At 34.5% G+C, this 17,626-nt stretch carries 15 protein-coding genes; 5 read left to right on the top strand and 10 right to left on the bottom strand.

Annotated elements, in window-relative coordinates:
* Positions 1-12: 12 nt before the first annotated feature.
* The 7 genes from AABL87_RS12090 to AABL87_RS12120 all read right to left on the bottom strand — a co-directional run bounded on the left by AABL87_RS12090 (position 13) and on the right by AABL87_RS12120 (position 9,046).
* Positions 13-1,215: a porin gene (locus AABL87_RS12090; RefSeq protein WP_058699715.1), complete on the bottom strand. Its 1,203-nt coding sequence runs from the start codon at positions 1,213-1,215 to the stop codon at positions 13-15.
* Positions 1,216-1,233: 18 nt separating this feature from the next.
* Positions 1,234-1,986, bottom strand: a complete 753-nt coding sequence (locus AABL87_RS12095; RefSeq protein ID WP_006258445.1) for a succinate dehydrogenase/fumarate reductase iron-sulfur subunit — start codon at positions 1,984-1,986, stop codon at positions 1,234-1,236.
* A gap of 12 nt (positions 1,987-1,998) precedes the next feature.
* A complete protein-coding gene (locus AABL87_RS12100; protein WP_006258446.1) occupies positions 1,999-3,918 on the bottom strand; it encodes a fumarate reductase/succinate dehydrogenase flavoprotein subunit in 1,920 nt (639 codons plus the stop codon).
* Between the two features lie 2 nt (positions 3,919-3,920).
* Complete coding sequence (locus AABL87_RS12105) at positions 3,921-4,580, bottom strand: succinate dehydrogenase cytochrome b subunit (RefSeq protein ID WP_006258447.1); 660 nt, start codon at positions 4,578-4,580, stop codon at positions 3,921-3,923.
* Positions 4,581-6,239: 1,659 nt separating this feature from the next.
* Positions 6,240-6,677 (bottom strand): GNAT family N-acetyltransferase, encoded by a 438-nt coding sequence (locus AABL87_RS12110; RefSeq protein ID WP_341277414.1) that lies wholly within the window; start codon positions 6,675-6,677, stop codon positions 6,240-6,242.
* Between the two features lie 53 nt (positions 6,678-6,730).
* Entirely contained in the window at positions 6,731-8,152 is a 1,422-nt protein-coding gene (gene mdtD / locus AABL87_RS12115; protein WP_006264162.1) for a multidrug transporter subunit MdtD, read from the bottom strand.
* 312 nt (positions 8,153-8,464) lie between these two features.
* A complete protein-coding gene (locus tag AABL87_RS12120) occupies positions 8,465-9,046 on the bottom strand; it encodes an anthranilate synthase component II (protein ID WP_006261693.1) in 582 nt (193 codons plus the stop codon).
* Positions 9,047-9,086: 40 nt separating this feature from the next.
* Between AABL87_RS12120 and AABL87_RS12125 the strand changes: the two genes are divergently transcribed.
* On the top strand, positions 9,087-10,055 hold the full coding sequence (locus AABL87_RS12125) for an aminodeoxychorismate synthase component I (RefSeq protein WP_006261694.1): 969 nt from the start codon (positions 9,087-9,089) through the stop codon (positions 10,053-10,055).
* 269 nt (positions 10,056-10,324) lie between these two features.
* Entirely contained in the window at positions 10,325-12,016 is a 1,692-nt protein-coding gene (locus AABL87_RS12130) for an acyl-CoA synthetase (protein ID WP_341277415.1), read from the top strand.
* 61 nt (positions 12,017-12,077) lie between these two features.
* Here the strand turns inward: AABL87_RS12130 and AABL87_RS12135 are convergent, their stop codons facing one another.
* Together AABL87_RS12135 and AABL87_RS12140 are read right to left on the bottom strand one after the other, a co-directional pair.
* The gene (locus tag AABL87_RS12135; RefSeq protein ID WP_016648996.1) at positions 12,078-12,770 is read right to left on the bottom strand and encodes an SIMPL domain-containing protein; all 693 of its coding nucleotides are present in this window, start codon (positions 12,768-12,770) and stop codon (positions 12,078-12,080) included.
* A gap of 93 nt (positions 12,771-12,863) precedes the next feature.
* The gene (locus AABL87_RS12140; protein ID WP_039330200.1) at positions 12,864-13,514 is read right to left on the bottom strand and encodes a rhomboid family intramembrane serine protease; all 651 of its coding nucleotides are present in this window, start codon (positions 13,512-13,514) and stop codon (positions 12,864-12,866) included.
* A 100-nt stretch (positions 13,515-13,614) separates the two neighbouring features.
* On the opposite strand from AABL87_RS12140, the gene AABL87_RS12145 reads away from it, so the two are divergent.
* Both AABL87_RS12145 and AABL87_RS12150 read left to right on the top strand, forming a co-directional pair.
* The gene (locus tag AABL87_RS12145) at positions 13,615-14,514 is read left to right on the top strand and encodes a lysophospholipid acyltransferase family protein (protein WP_039330202.1); all 900 of its coding nucleotides are present in this window, start codon (positions 13,615-13,617) and stop codon (positions 14,512-14,514) included.
* A gap of 119 nt (positions 14,515-14,633) precedes the next feature.
* Positions 14,634-15,320 carry a TIGR02117 family protein gene (locus AABL87_RS12150; protein ID WP_341277416.1) on the top strand — a complete coding sequence of 229 codons (687 nt, stop codon included), beginning with the start codon at positions 14,634-14,636 and terminating at the stop codon, positions 15,318-15,320.
* Between the two features lie 183 nt (positions 15,321-15,503).
* Here the strand turns inward: AABL87_RS12150 and glmM are convergent, their stop codons facing one another.
* The gene (glmM, locus tag AABL87_RS12155; protein WP_006258457.1) at positions 15,504-16,892 is read right to left on the bottom strand and encodes a phosphoglucosamine mutase; all 1,389 of its coding nucleotides are present in this window, start codon (positions 16,890-16,892) and stop codon (positions 15,504-15,506) included.
* A 98-nt stretch (positions 16,893-16,990) separates the two neighbouring features.
* Here glmM and AABL87_RS12160 point away from each other — a divergent pair, with 98 nt between their 5' ends.
* Entirely contained in the window at positions 16,991-17,590 is a 600-nt protein-coding gene (locus tag AABL87_RS12160) for an acyl carrier protein phosphodiesterase (protein WP_006258458.1), read from the top strand.
* Positions 17,591-17,626: the final 36 nt, after the last annotated feature.

The raw sequence follows: 17,626 nt of genomic DNA on the forward strand, positions 1-17,626 counted from the left end.
TTTGTGGTACAATTAGAATCTACATTGCAATTGGATAAATGCTAGATTAGAATTATAAGTTTTCGAATCTTTTATATTTTCTTTAAAGTTGTCTATTTGCATCCCCAGTTGGATTCTTGCTCCATAATTTTTAAGGAACTCTAAACTAAACATAGGTGTCAATGTCTGACGTGCATTAGAGTTTAACTGTGACTCCGCATCTAGATACTCATATCGACATGCGAACTCGATAGCCTGGAAGTGCTTTTTACCTACTTCATATCGAATGTTTGGTAGCACATAGAAACTCTTCATCACATAATCATCTAACTTACCTAAGCGCTTATCAGCTGCCAGCTTAAAGAACGCATCGTGATTAGTCCCTTGCTTAGCCTCTGTTTGAAAATCAAAACACCAACGATCACCAATAGGAAACTTAGCTGCTGCCTCTACTCCTACTGCATATACGTTTTCTTTTTGCACCTCACCTATACCTCCACTAATACCTACATTAAAATCATGCTTCTTATTCAGGTTAAATAAAAGTCTACTTGAGTAATGCTTACCATCATCACTATCCGTCTTATTCTTTCCATTACCATTCGTCACAGAGAACCCGTAACTCATTGGCACCTTCCCTAAGTCTACGCTACCTGTAATAGCAGCACCTACCTGGAAGCTCATCCATCCGTTATTACCGAATAGATAATAAGAGTTAGAATAATCTATGGACTTAACGATATCTACTGCATACGTCTCTTCTAATCCGAATAGAGGTCTAAACTGTCCTACTGTAATCTGAAAGTAACGGTTAACCGTATACTTAGCATACGCATTTTCTAAAACTCGTGTACTTACGTCTTTATTCTTAAAGTCCGCAAAATTAACAAGAGCCGTTACTTCTAAGTTTTCAGTAATCTTCGCATTCATAGAAACACGCATTCTCTTGATATCAAAAGAATTGTTAGCATAACTTGTCTTTTCTGGTGTTTCTGAGTGATGTAGTCCATCTATATCCACACCTTTTTTAAAGTTATCTAAGTATCTAGTCTGGAATACTCCTCCTACTTTAAACTTAGGATATTTCTGCGGTTCAGGATTGATAATAACCTTTTCTTCGAAGACTTTGATTGTATCTGTCTTGACTTCTTGTGCGAATGAAATAGCGGAGCAGCATAATCCTGCTCCTACTATTATTTTAAATTTTAAGCTATTATAGAGTGTGAGAGTGCTCATAGGCTTATTTTTTATTTGTTATTTCTTAAACTTTAAAAAGCTAGCACGATTGTACTCGTAGTTCATACGTGCAATGTTAAGTACAGAAATACCTTGTGGGCATTCTACTTCACACGCTTCTGTATTAGAACAGTGCCCGAAATCTTCTGCATCCATCTGCGAGATCATTCTCAACGCTCTTTCTTTACGCTCCTCTTGAGATTGAGGTAACAGGGCTAATTGAGTAATCTTAGCTGATGTGAATAGGGCAGCACTACCATTCTTACAAGTAGCCACACATGCTCCACATCCGATACACGCCGCAGAGTCAAAAGCTGATTCTGCTGTCTCATGTGACACAGGGATTGTATTAGCCTCCGGAGCCTGTCCTGTATTTACAGATACATATCCTCCAGCAGAGATAATACGGTCAAAAGCACTTCTGTCCACTTTTAGGTCCTTCTTCACTGGGAATCCCTTTGCTCTAAAAGGTTCTATTAATACCGTCTCACCATCTCTGAACTCACGCATGTGTAACTGGCACGTCGTTGTATTCTCTAATGGTCCATGAGGGTTTCCATTGATTACTACACCACATTGTCCACAGATACCTTCTCTACAGTCGTGGTCGAACTCTACTGGTTCTTCTTTATTTACAATTAATTGTTCGTTTAATGTATCCAACATCTCCAAGAAAGACATATGCGGATTTACATTTTCTAACGTATAATCAACAAGTTTTCCTTGTGTTTTACGATTTTTTTGTCTCCAAATTTTTAAATGCAGTTTCATAGACTTTTTTAATTATTTATAACTACGGATAGTTGGTTGTACGAATTCGAATTTTAACTCCTCTTTATTCAAGATAGGCTCTTTATCTAATGACCCTGGCCACTCCCATGCAGAGATGTATTGGAACTCAGCGTCATTACGCTCAGCTTCCCCTTCCTCTGTCTGGTACTCTTCTCTAAAGTGTGCTCCACAAGACTCGTTTCTAGTCAATGCATCATAACACATTAACACACCGATCTCTAGATAATCTGCTACACGTCCTGCTTTTTCTAATTCAGCATTCATGGTATCATTCTCTCCTGGAACATGAACGTTTTTATAAAATTCATCTCTTAACTTTTTAATCTCTTCGATTGCATAAGTTAACCCTTCAGCTGTTCTAGCTAGACCACAATAATCATATAATAACTTACCTAATTTTTTGTGGTAGTAGTCCACTGACTTATCCCCTTTTATATTTAATAATTGGTCTATTTTTTCTTTATTCTCAGTCACCACTTTATCAAACTCTGGATGATCTGTAGAGATCTTACCTACTCTAATCTGATCTGCTAGATAGTTAGCAATCGTATAAGGTGCGATAAAGTATCCATCTACAGAAGCCTGAAGCAATGAGTTTGCACCTAATCTATTCGCTCCGTGATCCGCGAAGTTCGCTTCTCCTAATGCAAATAATCCAGGAATAGTAGTCATTAACTCATAATCTACCCATAGTCCTCCCATAGAGAAGTGAGCTGCAGGAGATATCTTCATCGGTTCTTTATACGCATTGATACCTGTGATCTTCTCATACATACGGAATAAGTTTCCGTACTTCTCAGCGATTTTTGGTTGTCCTTGCTCTTTGATTGCTTTAGAGAAATCTAAGTATACCGCATTCTTTAATGGCCCTACACCATGTCCAGCATCGATACGCTCCTTAGCTGCACGAGATGAGATATCACGAGGTGCTAAGTTTCCGAATGCAGGATAACGACGCTCTAAGTAGTAATCTCTTTCATCCTCTGGAATATCATTTGCCTCTCTTGTATCATCTGCTTTTTTAGGTACCCATATACGTCCATCATTACGCAGTGATTCTGACATTAATGTTAGTTTAGATTGGTAGTCTCCAGACTGAGGTAATGAAGTTGGGTGAATCTGAGTCCAGCTAGGAGACGCGAAATAAGCTCCTTTTTTATGTGCTCTCCAAATAGCAGATCCATTACATCCCATCGCTAAAGTAGATAGGTAATAAATTTTACCGAAACCTCCTGTTGCTAATACTACAGCATGTGCTGAGTGTTTCTCTATCTCACCAGTCTCTAAGTTACGCACTACTACACCTCTTGCTTTACCATCGATCACCACGATATCTAGCATCTCATGAGAAGAGTATAGTTGTACTGTTTTCTTATCCACTTGGCGCATTAACGCTTGGTAAGTACCTAATAATAACTGTTGTCCCGTTTGACCTCTTGCGTAGAAGGTTCTACTTACCTGTACTCCTCCGAATGATCTATTGTTTAAGTATCCTCCGTATTCTCTACCGAAAGGAACCCCCTGAGCTACCGCTTGGTCGATCAAGTTAAGAGAACATTCTGCTAGACGATACACGTTCGCTTCACGCGCTCTAAAGTCTCCTCCTTTTAATGTATCTACGAACATACGGTACACACTGTCACCGTCGTTTTTATAATTTTTTGCAGCGTTCACCCCTCCTTGTGCAGCTACAGAGTGCGCACGACGAGGTGTATCTTGAAAACAAAAAGCTTTTACATTATAACCCATCTCCCCTAGAGAAGCGGCTAATGAACTTCCTGCTAATCCTGTTCCGATAACGATTACATCAAGTTTTTTTCTATTCGCAGGGTTTACCAGACGAGCAGTTTTTTTATAGTTAAACCATTTTTCTTCTAATGGCCCCTGAGGTATTTTTGCATCTAATTTCATAGCTAGTTTTTAAGATTAGTGATGTAAATAAAAATTGGCATTGCAGCAAATCCTACACAGATAATTACTGAATAAGCAACTCCGAAGATATTAACCCAACGTACAAACTTTGGGTGAAATAAACCTAACGTTCTTACTCCACTCGTAATTCCGTGGATCAAGTGATAACACAATGCTACCATCGCGATAACATATACCACTACTAACCACAGCTCTTGGAATGCTGTAACTACTACTGCGTATAAATCTTTGTTTCCATTAGCATCGATGCCTATTTCTCCAAACTTATACACATACCAAAAGTTTTGAAAATGCAGAACAATAAAGATTAAAACTATTGTCCCTAATACTCCCATATTTCTGCTGTACCATTTACTAGCTCTACCTCTATTATCTTTTTTATAAGTACCTCCAGAAGCCTTGTTCTTAGAAGTAATAATTAAAGCATAGATGGCATGTCCTATAATAGAAGCATATAAAACATAAGAAACCATTTTTACCAATGGATTTCCGGTTAGAAAATGCGAGTACGCATTAAAGCTAAGTCTTGCGTGTTCTGGCTCTAAAAATAACTGTGTATTTCCTAAAAAGTGAATTAATAGGAAAAAGCAAAGAAATAATCCTGTCGCGGCCATTACAATCTTGCGTGAGAGTGTGTTCATCTTTGTACTTTGTTTTTAATAATTAATGAATCCTTATTATTGTTACTAAAAGCCTATTTAGAAAATCAGTACTATATTTTACTTCTATTTATTATGGAGTATTTTTTCGTTTTTACTTCTTTTAGATACATACATTCTACAAGAGTAAAATGTCTTGATACACTCAAAAACATCCTATAAACAATTTTATATTCTAATTTCAAATAGACTCTAATCGTTTTCTTTATTTATATGTTAAAAGTATAATTTTAGTGTTATTTCAAAGATGACATATATCAGCCCTCATTTGGTTTTACTCACTACCTATACACATTAACGTACATCAATATAATATTACAATCAATGTGAACTTGTATTTAAAATTATCAAATATTTTTAACATAAATAACGTTCCTTAAAAAAATAATTAGTTATAATAAAGTATATATTCATTATAAATAGTACTAATACTTCTAAAGAATACGCTGCTCTTTTAACAAAAAAACAAATTCCATACCACAATGCTCTTTTTAACAAATTTAATTAGCACTACAAATAATAATACATCATACTCTTTATGTATTCTTTCAAATAAACACAACTAAATAGTAGTAAAAATCATTATATTCATTTCAGATCCCTAAAAAGAAATCTATTATATTATTCATAATTTATAAACAGATAAAACCATGAAACCCTCTTATTTACTACATTTAAGTACATATTACATATATTCTAAAAAGTTGCTTAAACTGACTAAATAACTTTCTATAAAAGTTGTAATAAACCTAAATAAGCCTCATTTCTTCTTCTTTTATACACTAAACTGTATTTTCCTATTAATGGTTCATATTAAGAATTTAGTCTAAAAAGAAGTAATTCCTCTCCCGAAGATTACTTTTTCTACCTATCAAACCCTAAAAAGAGCGATTGCAGAATCCTCAATTTTACACTTCTATTTTTCTCTTTCTTTTAAAAGCTGTCATTAGAAGTGTGTTTAAATCAGAATAGGATAATGTAAGTGTATCAATGGAGCTTCTATTCCTATCTAATTTAGATTGAATCATAACATGGAATACAAGAACAGTAAGTGGAGTATAAAAGCACATTTGTTGGACTAACCCATGCTCTGCTCCACCATTATCGAGGTATTGTCCATGTATTGTCGAAGGATCTTCTTATAACACCTTTAAATACTAGGCTTGAGAGCTATTATAGATAAGTGCTAAAAAGAACACAAAACCAATTAACAAACTTATTATTAACTAGTTAACATAATTTCATATCAAAAAAAACACTCCTTATTTTTTATAAAAACAGCTATATATCCTTTATTTCATCTTTAAAATGAAAAAAAAAGAGTCTAAAAACTATATAATTGGTCTTTTAAGAGGCTATTTTCTACTCAAAAAGAAAAAAATGAGAAGCAATTTTAATAGAATACAAAACTAAAGCACATAAAAAAGCAATAGTAAACCAAAGTCTACTACTGCTTCATAATATATGTTTTCTGACCTATTCCTCTAAGACTGAAGTTCTACTTTAACCTAGATACGAGATAGACATCTAAACGAAAAGTAATTATACAAAATAGCTCTGAATTAGTGCGTAAAGCATACTATAATATGGTTTAAGAACTAATGAAAGAGTTATGAAGTAGAATTGCTTTGTAGTATTTGACTAATGCGAATCTGGGTTTAGATACTTAACCAAGTACTTAGGTACATCCTCATACCCCTGTCTTAAATAGAAGCGATGTGCGTCTGTCCTTCTACTATGACTGTGTAGTTCTATTCTATCACACCCCCTCCCTTTCGCTAAGGCTGTGACGTGTTCTTCTACTAACCTTCCCACTCCTTTACTCCTGATATTCTGATCTACTGCAAAATAACTTATCCTTGCAAAATCACCTTCTAAGGCTATCTGAGGAATAAAGTGTACTGAGATAAAGGCGATGACTTGTCCCTCGTCCTCTACTACTAAGAGCGCCTCTCGTTCACAATTATTCATTTCTGCTATTCTATGGGGCAAAAAACCCAAGGTATTAGGATATCCCATTTGTTCTAAAAGATTAGCAACTACATCAGCATCGTTTACTTCCATCTTTCTTATCTCCATCTCTACTTATTTTTAAAGAAAAGTAACTATTTTAAAAAACAGAGACAATGTTTTTATTCTTTTTTATACGAGCGCGCTCCAGACATACTTGATCCTGCATCTTTACTCAGATTAGTAAATACTAAACTAGACAGTATCGTAATCAATCCCATAACTAAGAAAGTATATCTAAACACGCCTATCTTATCACCTGATTCTGCAATCTGACTGTTCTGAAACAACATCAATACCATCGCTGATAAAGATATTCCTAAACTTACTGCTAACTGCTGTGTCACAGATAGCAGACTGTTTCCTTCACTAGAGGTATCCTGATCTAAATCGGCTAGAGAAATGGTATTCATTGAGGTAAACTGTATCGCGTTAAAAGCACCGTTACCGATCATCAGTAAGATAATTACCCAATAAGGCGTAGTAGGCGTTATAAAGAAGAAACAGCTGATTAACAACCCTGTCAGTACTGTGTTCGTAATTAACGTACTTCTGTATCCAAAACGTCTCACAATAGGTACTACGAAGTTACGAGAGACCAAATTAGACAAGGCTTGTGGTATCATCATCATCCCTGCGTACATCGCTGAATATCCATATCCTACTTGTAATAATAAAGGGATCATCAATGGCATTCCCCCGATTCCGAAACGTGTAATTAAGTTACCAATCAACCCTAAACGAAGCGTGGTAATCTTAAATAAGCTCAATTTAATCAAAGGTTCTTTTGTCATCCTCGCATAGAATACATAAGCTACTCCCATCAGCATCGCTACAATAAATAGTGTAATTAATTGTACTGATGATATCGTTGGGCTATTCCATTTCTCTATAACTAAAGTTAAGGTAGTCAGTCCACCACTAAATAACACCCATCCTAGAAGGTCAAAACGCCCTACCGTATTGGTAAAATTAGGGATAATCTTTCTAGCAAAAAGTACTGCTATCACACCTACTGGTACATTGATTAAGAATATCCAATGCCAAGACAACTTCTCTACTAAAAAACCTCCTACTGCAGGTCCTAGCATAGGTCCTATCAATCCTGGTATGGTGATAAAGTTAATCACCTTTAACAACTGGTTTTTAGGATAAGCATAAATTAAAGTTAATCGAGCTACAGGCACCATCATCGCTCCTCCAACAGCCTGAAATATACGTGCTAACACTAACTGATCTAAGGTAGCTGACATAGAACAGAATACAGAACCTAACGTAAATAGTCCTACTGCTAGTATAAAGATCTTCTTCGTACCAAATCGGTCTGCTAGCCATCCACTCAACGGAATCAATAAAGCGACTGTCAATGTATAGGACACGATGATACTCTGCATCCCTAAGGGCGACTCTCCTAAGCTCTTCGCGATAGAGGGTAATCCTGTGTTTAAAATTGTAGCATCTAGTGCTTGCATAAAGATGGCTAGAGCTCCTAGCCATGGCAAATATTTGCGTGTTCTTTCATCTTTTATTACTCCTGCTTGCATTGTATTCTAAATCATTTAGTAATTAATAATTTCTTTTTCACAGTGCAAAATTAGAGTATCTATTCTCATTTATTTAATGAATTAGATAGATATTTTTTATCCTAAATAGGCTTTAAAATGATGAAAAAACAGTAGTTATATCAATTATATAATTCCCTATATCTTTCTTTGTTAATATAGAATTTTTATAGCTATACTATTACTAGATAGATAATTTTTATATTATTTATACTGCAAAATATGATAGATAAACTCTATAATGATTGATAAAAAAATGCTATTACAAGCAAAACACAATAAATAATTTAACCATTATAGGGATAACACCCAATTATTTATGATTTCTCTACCATGAGAAGTAATATATGATTCGGGATGAAACTGTACTCCCTTAATATTATATGTTCTATGGCGAATAGACATGATAACTCCTTCATCACTAAGCGCTACTACCTCTAATTCTTCTGGAAAATCATTAGTCGATAAAGCCCACGAATGATATAACCCTACTGAAACAGGGGTATCTATAGTAGTAAATAAAGTGTCTTCTGTTCTATAATGTAAGGTAGTAGACTGTCCGTGATAGACATAAGACAGATTCTCTAATCTAGCTCCGAAGTACTCTCCGATAGTCTGATGCCCTAGACAAACACCTAAGATCGGTTTGTCTGCTTTATATCTATCTAATATTCGAAACAAGATAGGGTAACTACGAGGGACATCTGGTCCTGGAGATAAAACAAGCATATCAAACTTATCCAAAGATTCTAAAACAACCTCATCATGAGGAATTACTGTAATATTACAATGTTCGTTCTCATCAAAGAGTTGAACCAAATTATAAGTAAACGAGTCATGATTATCTATTATAACAATTTGTTTGATTTCACTCATAAACTATTTTGTACTTTTGAACCTTTAAACTTGATTAAATATGGTGCTCAAAGATACAACTATCTCTCTAATGAACTCATTGGGATCACAGAGAATTCCTTTCCTTTTTATCATTAGCTATGATGGAAATGATTGTATCATCCAACCGTTAAAAGATATCGATCAAGAAGAAATAAAATATAACTTCAACGGAATAAGCAATACACAACCAAAAGAGCGTATCTCTGATCTAAAAATAGAAGCTACTCCCCTTAGCTTTGAACAATATCAAGAGAAGTTTGATATCGTCAAACAAGAGTTACAGCTAGGAAACACATACCTTATTAACCTCACTGTGGCTACTCCTCTAACTTCTGCGTATACCCTAGAAGATATCTATCATACTACTAAGGCAAAGTATAAACTACTAGTAAAAAATCAGTTCACTTGTTTTTCTCCTGAGATATTCGTTCAGATCAAGGATAATGCGATATACTCCTATCCTATGAAAGGAACTATTAAAGCAGATATTCCCAATGCTAGTGAATTGCTCTTAAAGGATAAAAAAGAGACGGCAGAGCATTATACGATTGTTGATTTGATCCGAAATGATTTAAACATTGTTTCTAAAAAAGTAAGAGTGAACCGATTTAGATATCTAGATCGATTAGAGACTTCTAAAGGACCTATCTTACAAATGAGTTCTGAGATAGCAGGAGAGCTATCTCCTAATTGGCACAAGGAGATAGGAACTATATTTAGCAAACTACTACCTGCTGGCTCTATCACTGGATCTCCTAAAGAAAGTACGGTAAATATAATAGCCAAAGCAGAACAATACGACCGCAATTACTATACTGGAGTATGTGGTATCTATGATGGTGAAAGCGTTGATAGTGCTGTGATGATTCGCTTTATAGAACAACAATCTAATCAACTGGTGTATAAAAGTGGTGGAGGAATAACCTCGTCTAGTGAAGTAGAAAAAGAATACGAAGAATTACTTCAAAAAATATACATACCTAGTTGATTAATTTCAATTAAAATACAAATCAACTAGTATAAATTCATTTTTATCATTTTTAAAGTGATAAACAACTCTTATTAATAATAGTTAAAAAACAACTCTACTGAGCGAATTTAAATTATTCAATTATCATATTGCACTACTTTTTATTGCATTTTAGTTAATTAAAATCACTAAAAACAAGCACTTTGTCTATTCATAATTGATTATTTTATTTTTATATACATCTTAATTCTGTAAATTACCCCTACCAAAAACTAATTTAATAAAGAATGAAAGATTTGTATAAACAAATCGGTGAATTACTCATCGATCAGAATTACGATGCCTTACATGATCTAAAAATCGAAAAGCCAGAGTACTTTAACTGGGTACAAGAAGTGTATGAAGATATACACGTAAAAGAGACACCTGAGAAGACTGCCCTATTATGGACAGATGGAGAGGTGACTCATCACTACACCTTTCAGACCTTACATGACAGGTATAACCAATTGATTAACTTCTTGCGTTCTAAAGGGATTCAAAAAGATGATGTGATTCTAACACAAATGATGCTACAACGCATTAACTGGGTAACGCATTTAGCTACAATAAAAGCGGGGTATAGATTATCACCTGCAGCAAGTATATTAGGTGTAAAAGATCTAGTATACAGATTCCAAAAGATAGCTCCTAAAGTAATACTAGCTGATAGTGACAATGTAGAAAAGATAGATCAAGCAGAGAAAGAATCTGGTATAGTGATCCCTGTAAAGATTATCGTAGATGGACAAAGAGAAGGTTGGTACCCACTGACTGTACTAGATGAACAGAGCAAAGAGGCAAAAGGTGAAATGACTAAACCTGATGATACCCTATTTATGTTCTTTACCTCTGGTACTACAGGAATGCCTAAGATAGTCTGTCATACTCAGTTAAGTCAACCTCTTGGGCACCTTACTACTACCTCTTGGATAGGACTTACGCGCAATGATATTCACTATAATATCTCACAACCTGGGTGGGCTAAATTTGCTTGGAGTAGTCTGTTCGCACCTTGGAATGTGGGAGCTACTATATTCGCTTTTGCTACGAAAGAACGCTTCAATGCTGCTAAAACACTAGAGATGATAGAAAAACATGGGGTAACATCCCTATGTGCTCCTCCTACGGTACTGCGTTTCTTCATACAAGAGGATCTAAAGAAATACAACTTTAGCCTAAAGAAATGTGTAGCAGCTGGTGAACCTCTAAACCCTGAGATCATTGAGGAATGGAAAGAAGGAACTGGGTTAGTCGTTAGAGATGGTTTTGGTCAAACAGAAAGTACATGTATGATCGCTAACTACCCTAATGCTAAACTAAAATATGGTTCTATGGGTAAACCTACTTTCTTATACGACATTGTCATTGCGGATGATGATGGAAAAGAAGTAGCGATCAATGAGGAAGGGAATATCTGTGTAAGAACAGGTACAGGACAGCTAAACGGGATATTCAAAGAATACTTATACGACAAAGTAAAACAGAGTGAAGTATTTAAACATGGATTATACTACACAGGCGACAAGGCATATAAAGATGAAGATGGTTATATCTGGTTTATCGGAAGAGATGACGATGTGATCAAGGCTTCTGATTACCGCATCGGTCCATTCGAAGTAGAAAGTGTACTATTAGAACATCATGATGTGGTGGAGTCTGCTGTAGTAGCGAGTCCTCATCCTGTAAAAGGGTTTGAAGTAAAAGCGTTTATTATCTTAAATGACCATACTAAAGCATCTGTTGAGCTAGCTAACGAATTATTTAAATACTCTCGTGAACATTTAGCACCTTATAAGATGCCTCGTAAAATAGAGTTTGTGACAGAGCTACCAAAGACCATTAGTGGTAAAATAAAGCGTGTAGAACTAAGAGCCTTACAAGCTGAAAGGATTGCCAAAAAACAAGAAGTTGAACTAGAGTTTGACTACGTAAAATAAGAAAAGAGAAAAGGGCTGCCAGATATCTGACAGCCCTCTCTAATTATGAATAAAAAACTTACTATTCTAACGTAAAACTAATAGACACATTAGACACTACTTCTAATTCTCCTAAAGCGATAGTTTGTTCTCCGAAATCCGCTGATGCTTTCATCATTGCCATCGGTCTAACGATAATAGGTGTAGATGCACTGCTGTCAGATACTAAAATAGCTTTACCTACTTTTTGCCCTAATGCATTTGCATAATCAGTAGCTTTTTGTTTTGCTTCTTTTACTGCTAGTGTACGAGCTTCTGCTTCATACATTGCTGTCTTAGAAGACTGGAAGTCTACTCCATCGATTCTATTCACTCCAGACTCTGTAAGTCCTACCATTAACTTCTCATACTTAGAGATATCTGTCAATGTAATAGATAAAGTCTGAGATGCTGTAAAATAATCTTTCTTCTCTTCATAGTCTCTAGATTTATAAAGGCTCACACGTTCTGTCTGCATGTCTTTATCTTCTATTTTCATTGATTTTATGTACTTAATGATCGTTGCGATAGCTTTATCATTTGCTTTTTTAGCATCTGCTGCTAAATCAGCTTTATTCTCTACTCCTACTCTAATGACTACTTTATCTGGTGTAACATTTACCTTTCCTACTCCATTTACTTGAATCTGTGGAACAACTACACCGTTGTTATTTTGAGCTACGATAGCTGTTGTTGTCATTAATAATGACGCGAACATAATTGACATTTTTTTCATTTGTGACTTTCTTTTTGCTTTGTTATATTACAAATGTATCTAAAAAACATACTGTAAATAGTACCAAGTTCATAAATAATTGCCAAAAAAAGTCTATTGAATCCTTTTGCTTCGATACATTCCCACTAAAATCAGTACGGGGATTAATAGTATTGCTATTAATTTAAATTCTGTTTGGATCAAGATAGGATATTTTAATACAATCAATATTAAACCTGCTAATGCTCCTCCAATATGTGCTGTATGTCCTATACCATCATTATTCTTCTTCATTCCATAAAGTGAATACAGTAAATACCCTACTGCAAATATATAAGCAGGGATAGGAATCGGTATAAAAAACATATACAGACTCATAGAAGGATTAAGCATGATAGACGCATATAATACTCCCATAATAGCTCCTGATGCACCTACTGCTCTGTAATGAGGTTGGTTCTTATAGAACTGATAGGTCAATATATTTCCTACCAATAAACTTGCAACATAGACTATCAAGAAGTATAATACTCCCGAAACCTGGATAATAATATCTGCAAAAAAATACAGAGTTAACATATTAAATGCGAAGTGCATCCAGTCAACGTGTAAGAAACCTGATGTTATGAAACGATAGCGCTCTCCTCTATTAATTTGATTAATATCAAAGCAATACTGATTAAAAAAGCTAAAATCATTTAACCCTTTGTAAGTAACAAGTCCATTTAACCCCAAAAGAATTAGGGTAACCGTAGATATATCCATATAAAAATATTTGGTTAAAAATAAAGAATTGTTCGCTACTCGCCTATTAAATTTGTGTTAGATTATGGTATTAAACTATCTTTGCACAAAATCAAACAGAATGAATTTCCTTATATATATAATTGTTTACCCTATAATATGGCTAATCTCTAAGATGCCTTTCCCTATATTTTATTTTATCTCTGATATCTTCTATATATTGTTATATAAAGTTGTCGGATATAGAAAGAAAACAGTGAGAGAGAATATCAGAATGACTATGCCTCACTTATCTGAACAAGAGATAAGAATAGTAGAGAAAGAATCTTTTAGACATCTATGTGATATCTTCTTAGAGATGATCAAAACATTTACTATCTCAGAAGCAGAGCTCAAGAAGAGATTTACCTTTACAAATCTAGACACTGTCTTAGAAGTAGAGAAACAAGGAAAGAGTGTCATGCTGTTCTGTGCACATTATGCTAACTGGGAGTGGATCATCATCTTAGACCGCTTTATTCAATTCCAAGGTTATGCTGTCTATAAGAGAATTGCAAATCCTTACTTCGATAAGTTAATTAAGAAGATTCGTTCTCGCTTTAACACCGTACTTGTCGAAATGAAGGAAACCATCAAGGTAATCAGACAAAATGAAGTGAATAAAAACCATGGTGTCTATGCTTTTATTAGTGATCAATCTCCTATGGTGAGTAAAGCCAATTGTTGGCAAGATTTTATGGGGATAGAAGTTCCCGTATTTACAGGAGGAGAAGCACTGTGTAAGAAATTCGATATGGTACCTATGTATCTTAAAGTAGAATATGTTAAACGCGGGCATTATAAGACAACTTTTGTTCCTTTATTAAAAGAAGGAGAAGCACTAGAGGATGTTCCTAATTATGAATTGACTCATCGATTCTTAGGTGAATTAGAGAAGCAAATTATAGAAGCGCCTTCATACTACTTCTGGACACATAAGCGATGGAAACACCAAGGCAAAAAACCTGCTAATATCAAATAGTAATATCATTAAATCCTTTCTAATCAGAAAGGATTTTTTATTTACAATAAAAGTAAGTCCACATCGCTAATATCATTGTAAATTATTACATTAGCACATTATAAGTATTCTAATTTTTTATGAAATACATCAAATTATTAATTAAGATAATCTTAATTTCAATCTCTACTTTAGGGATATGTGTTATTATTTATTTTTTAGCTGCCAGAGGACTTTCGAATATTACAGTAAATGAGATACAAGAAGAACCTCAAGAATTCACCATGTACCTTACCACTAATGGTATGCATACAGACTTCGTGTTTCCTGTTAAATCAGATTTAATTGATTGGAGTAAAGAGCTAAAATTCGAGCATACAAAAGGACAACGTAGAAACTTCGCTTATATCGCATTAGGTTGGGGAGATAAAGGATTCTTTTTAGACGTAGAGGATTGGGATAACGTAAAACCAGGTATAGCTATCAATGCTGCCTTTGGGTTAGGAACTACTGCAATACACTCTACTTACTTATCTAATATAGAACTAGACGAAAATACAAGAGAGGTGAAATTATCCAAACAACAGTACCAGATACTCATCGAGTACATCTTATCTTCGTTTAAACGAGATACAGATAACAATGTAATTAATATCAAAACTGATAAAGCATACGGATTAAATGATTCTTTTTATGAAGGAGAAGGAAAGTATAGCTTCTTATATACATGCAATACTTGGGCTAATTCTGGTCTAAAAAAAGCTAAGATGAAAGCTTGCTTATGGACTCCCTTTCAAGAAGGTATCTTTAGAAAATATGAATTGTAAACATCTTTTATTTCGGAATGAGGATTTCCGTATAGTTTTATTATAAAGGTGTAGTACCTTTGTTCATGCGCTAGGTAAGTGATTCTGTACTAAGTATACTACTATACAGAATTCAATAAATACTTATTATACAAATAAAGGGAACCGATTTGGTTCCCTTTGTTATTTGCTATAATTCTATAGTTATATTCCAGCAATCACTTTTAACTCGTCTATCATACGCAAAGCTAAACTGTCTGCATCTTCTTGTGTTCCTGCTTCCGTATATATACGAATAATAGGCTCTGTATTAGACTTTCTTAGATGTACCCATGACGAAGGGAAGTCTATCTTCACACCATCAACTGTAGATACTTCTTGATTTTTATAATTTTCAGCGATCTGTTCTAAGATCATATCTACATTTAACTTAGGCGTAAGTTCTATCTTATTCTTACTCATATAATACTGAGGATAAGAAGCTCTTAACTCTGCTACAGTCATATCTAAGTTAGACAAATGTGTTAAGAATAAAGCTACACCTACGATAGAATCACGTCCATAATGTGTCTCTGGATAAATGATACCTCCATTACCTTCTCCTCCGATTATTGCATTAGTAGCCTTCATCATTTCTACTACATTTACTTCTCCTACAGCTGATGCATTATAAGTACCTCCATGTTTCTGAGTAATATCTCTTAATGCACGTGATGATGATAAGTTAGACACTGTGTTACCAGGTGTTTTACTTAATACATAATCTGCTACTGCTACTAAAGTGTACTCTTCTCCAAACATTTCGCCATCATTAGAAATAAAAGCTAAACGATCAACATCTGGATCAACTACTACACCGAAGTCTGCATTCTCTTTTTTCACTAAGGCACAGATATCACCTAAGTGCTCTTTTAGAGGTTCTGGATTATGAGGGAAGTGTCCTGTTGGATCACAATAAAGCTCTACTACCTCTACTCCTAATTTTCTCAATAAAGCAGGAATAATAATTCCTCCAGATGAGTTAACAGCATCTACTACTACCTTAAACTTACGTTTCTTAATAGCTTCAACATCTACTAACTTTAGTTTTAATATCTCCTCTATATGGATGTCCATATAGTTATCTTTATGTTCTATAGTCCCTAAACTATCTACATCTGCAAAATCAAATGCATCTTTCTCAGCAATTTCTAAAATGATTTGCCCTTCAGCACCACTTAGAAACTCTCCTTTACTGTTCAATAATTTTAGAGCATTCCATTGTTTTGGGTTATGAGAAGCAGTTAAGATAATACCTCCATCTGCTTGCTCTAATGGAACAGCTATCTCTACAGTAGGCGTAGTAGATAAACCTAAGTCTATTACATGAATACCTAACCCAACTAAAGTATTTACTACCAAATTATGAATCATAGGTCCTGAGATACGAGCATCTCTACCAATCACTACTTTTAAGCTTTCTTTATTTGAGTTGTTTTTAAGGAATGTTCCATAAGCTGATGCAAATTTCACTGCATCAATTGGAGTAAGATTATCCCCTACTTTTCCTCCTATAGTACCACGTATACCAGATATAGATTTAATCAATGTCATAATTACATATTTTTTATTAACACAAAGATATAGAATTATAGGTGGGACAGCCTGAACAATTTTGTAAAATACCGTATTTTTATAGTCAAAATGAGATTATGAACTTCTTAGCCCATATATACCTCTCTGGGGATGACACTTTACTTAAAATAGGAAACTTTGTAGCGGATAGTATTCGAGGAAAAGACTACATCAATTATCCTACTAAAATTCAACAAGGTGTAATCTTACATCGCGAAATAGATACTTATACAGATGCTCATGAAATCTGGAGAAAAAGTAAAAAACTTATTGTACCCCAATACAACCATTACGCCGCTGTTCTAATAGATATGTACTACGATCACTTTCTAGCTAAAAATTGGAATCAATACAGTTCTATCCCATTAGAAGAATATGCTCAACGTTTCTATACCGAATTACAAGAGAACTTTACTGCCCTACCTGTTAAGGTTCAAAACTTCTTACATATTATGCTTGAAGAAAATTGGCTTGTAAAATATCGTTCTATAGAAGGGTTAAGATATATACTGACACAAATGGATCGTAGAACGAAAGGAGTCTCTAAGATGTCTTTTGCTACAACAGAACTAGTAGAACATTATGATACATTCGAAGAGCATTTCTCTACTTTCTTTACAGAATTACAAAAACATTTAATTGATTTTAAAAAAACAGAGCGTTACTTATTAAAATAATATCTTATCTTATATCTTTCTATTATCACGAATAAC

It is taken from the genome of Myroides sp. C4067, from assembly GCF_038039665.1.
In the GTDB taxonomy this organism is placed as follows: domain Bacteria; phylum Bacteroidota; class Bacteroidia; order Flavobacteriales; family Flavobacteriaceae; genus Flavobacterium; species Flavobacterium odoratimimum.

Coding starts and splice junctions, on each gene's coding strand:
- AABL87_RS12090 (WP_058699715.1), bottom strand. CDS start 1,215: ATGAGCACTCTCACACTCTATAATAGCTTAAAATTTAAAATAATAGTA.
- AABL87_RS12095 (WP_006258445.1), bottom strand. CDS start 1,986: ATGAAACTGCATTTAAAAATTTGGAGACAAAAAAATCGTAAAACACAA.
- AABL87_RS12100 (WP_006258446.1), bottom strand. CDS start 3,918: ATGAAATTAGATGCAAAAATACCTCAGGGGCCATTAGAAGAAAAATGG.
- AABL87_RS12105 (WP_006258447.1), bottom strand. CDS start 4,580: ATGAACACACTCTCACGCAAGATTGTAATGGCCGCGACAGGATTATTT.
- AABL87_RS12110 (WP_341277414.1), bottom strand. CDS start 6,677: ATGGAGATAAGAAAGATGGAAGTAAACGATGCTGATGTAGTTGCTAAT.
- mdtD (WP_006264162.1), bottom strand. CDS start 8,152: ATGCAAGCAGGAGTAATAAAAGATGAAAGAACACGCAAATATTTGCCA.
- AABL87_RS12120 (WP_006261693.1), bottom strand. CDS start 9,046: ATGAGTGAAATCAAACAAATTGTTATAATAGATAATCATGACTCGTTT.
- AABL87_RS12125 (WP_006261694.1), top strand. CDS start 9,087: ATGGTGCTCAAAGATACAACTATCTCTCTAATGAACTCATTGGGATCA.
- AABL87_RS12130 (WP_341277415.1), top strand. CDS start 10,325: ATGAAAGATTTGTATAAACAAATCGGTGAATTACTCATCGATCAGAAT.
- AABL87_RS12135 (WP_016648996.1), bottom strand. CDS start 12,770: ATGAAAAAAATGTCAATTATGTTCGCGTCATTATTAATGACAACAACA.
- AABL87_RS12140 (WP_039330200.1), bottom strand. CDS start 13,514: ATGGATATATCTACGGTTACCCTAATTCTTTTGGGGTTAAATGGACTT.
- AABL87_RS12145 (WP_039330202.1), top strand. CDS start 13,615: ATGAATTTCCTTATATATATAATTGTTTACCCTATAATATGGCTAATC.
- AABL87_RS12150 (WP_341277416.1), top strand. CDS start 14,634: ATGAAATACATCAAATTATTAATTAAGATAATCTTAATTTCAATCTCT.
- glmM (WP_006258457.1), bottom strand. CDS start 16,892: ATGACATTGATTAAATCTATATCTGGTATACGTGGTACTATAGGAGGA.
- AABL87_RS12160 (WP_006258458.1), top strand. CDS start 16,991: ATGAACTTCTTAGCCCATATATACCTCTCTGGGGATGACACTTTACTT.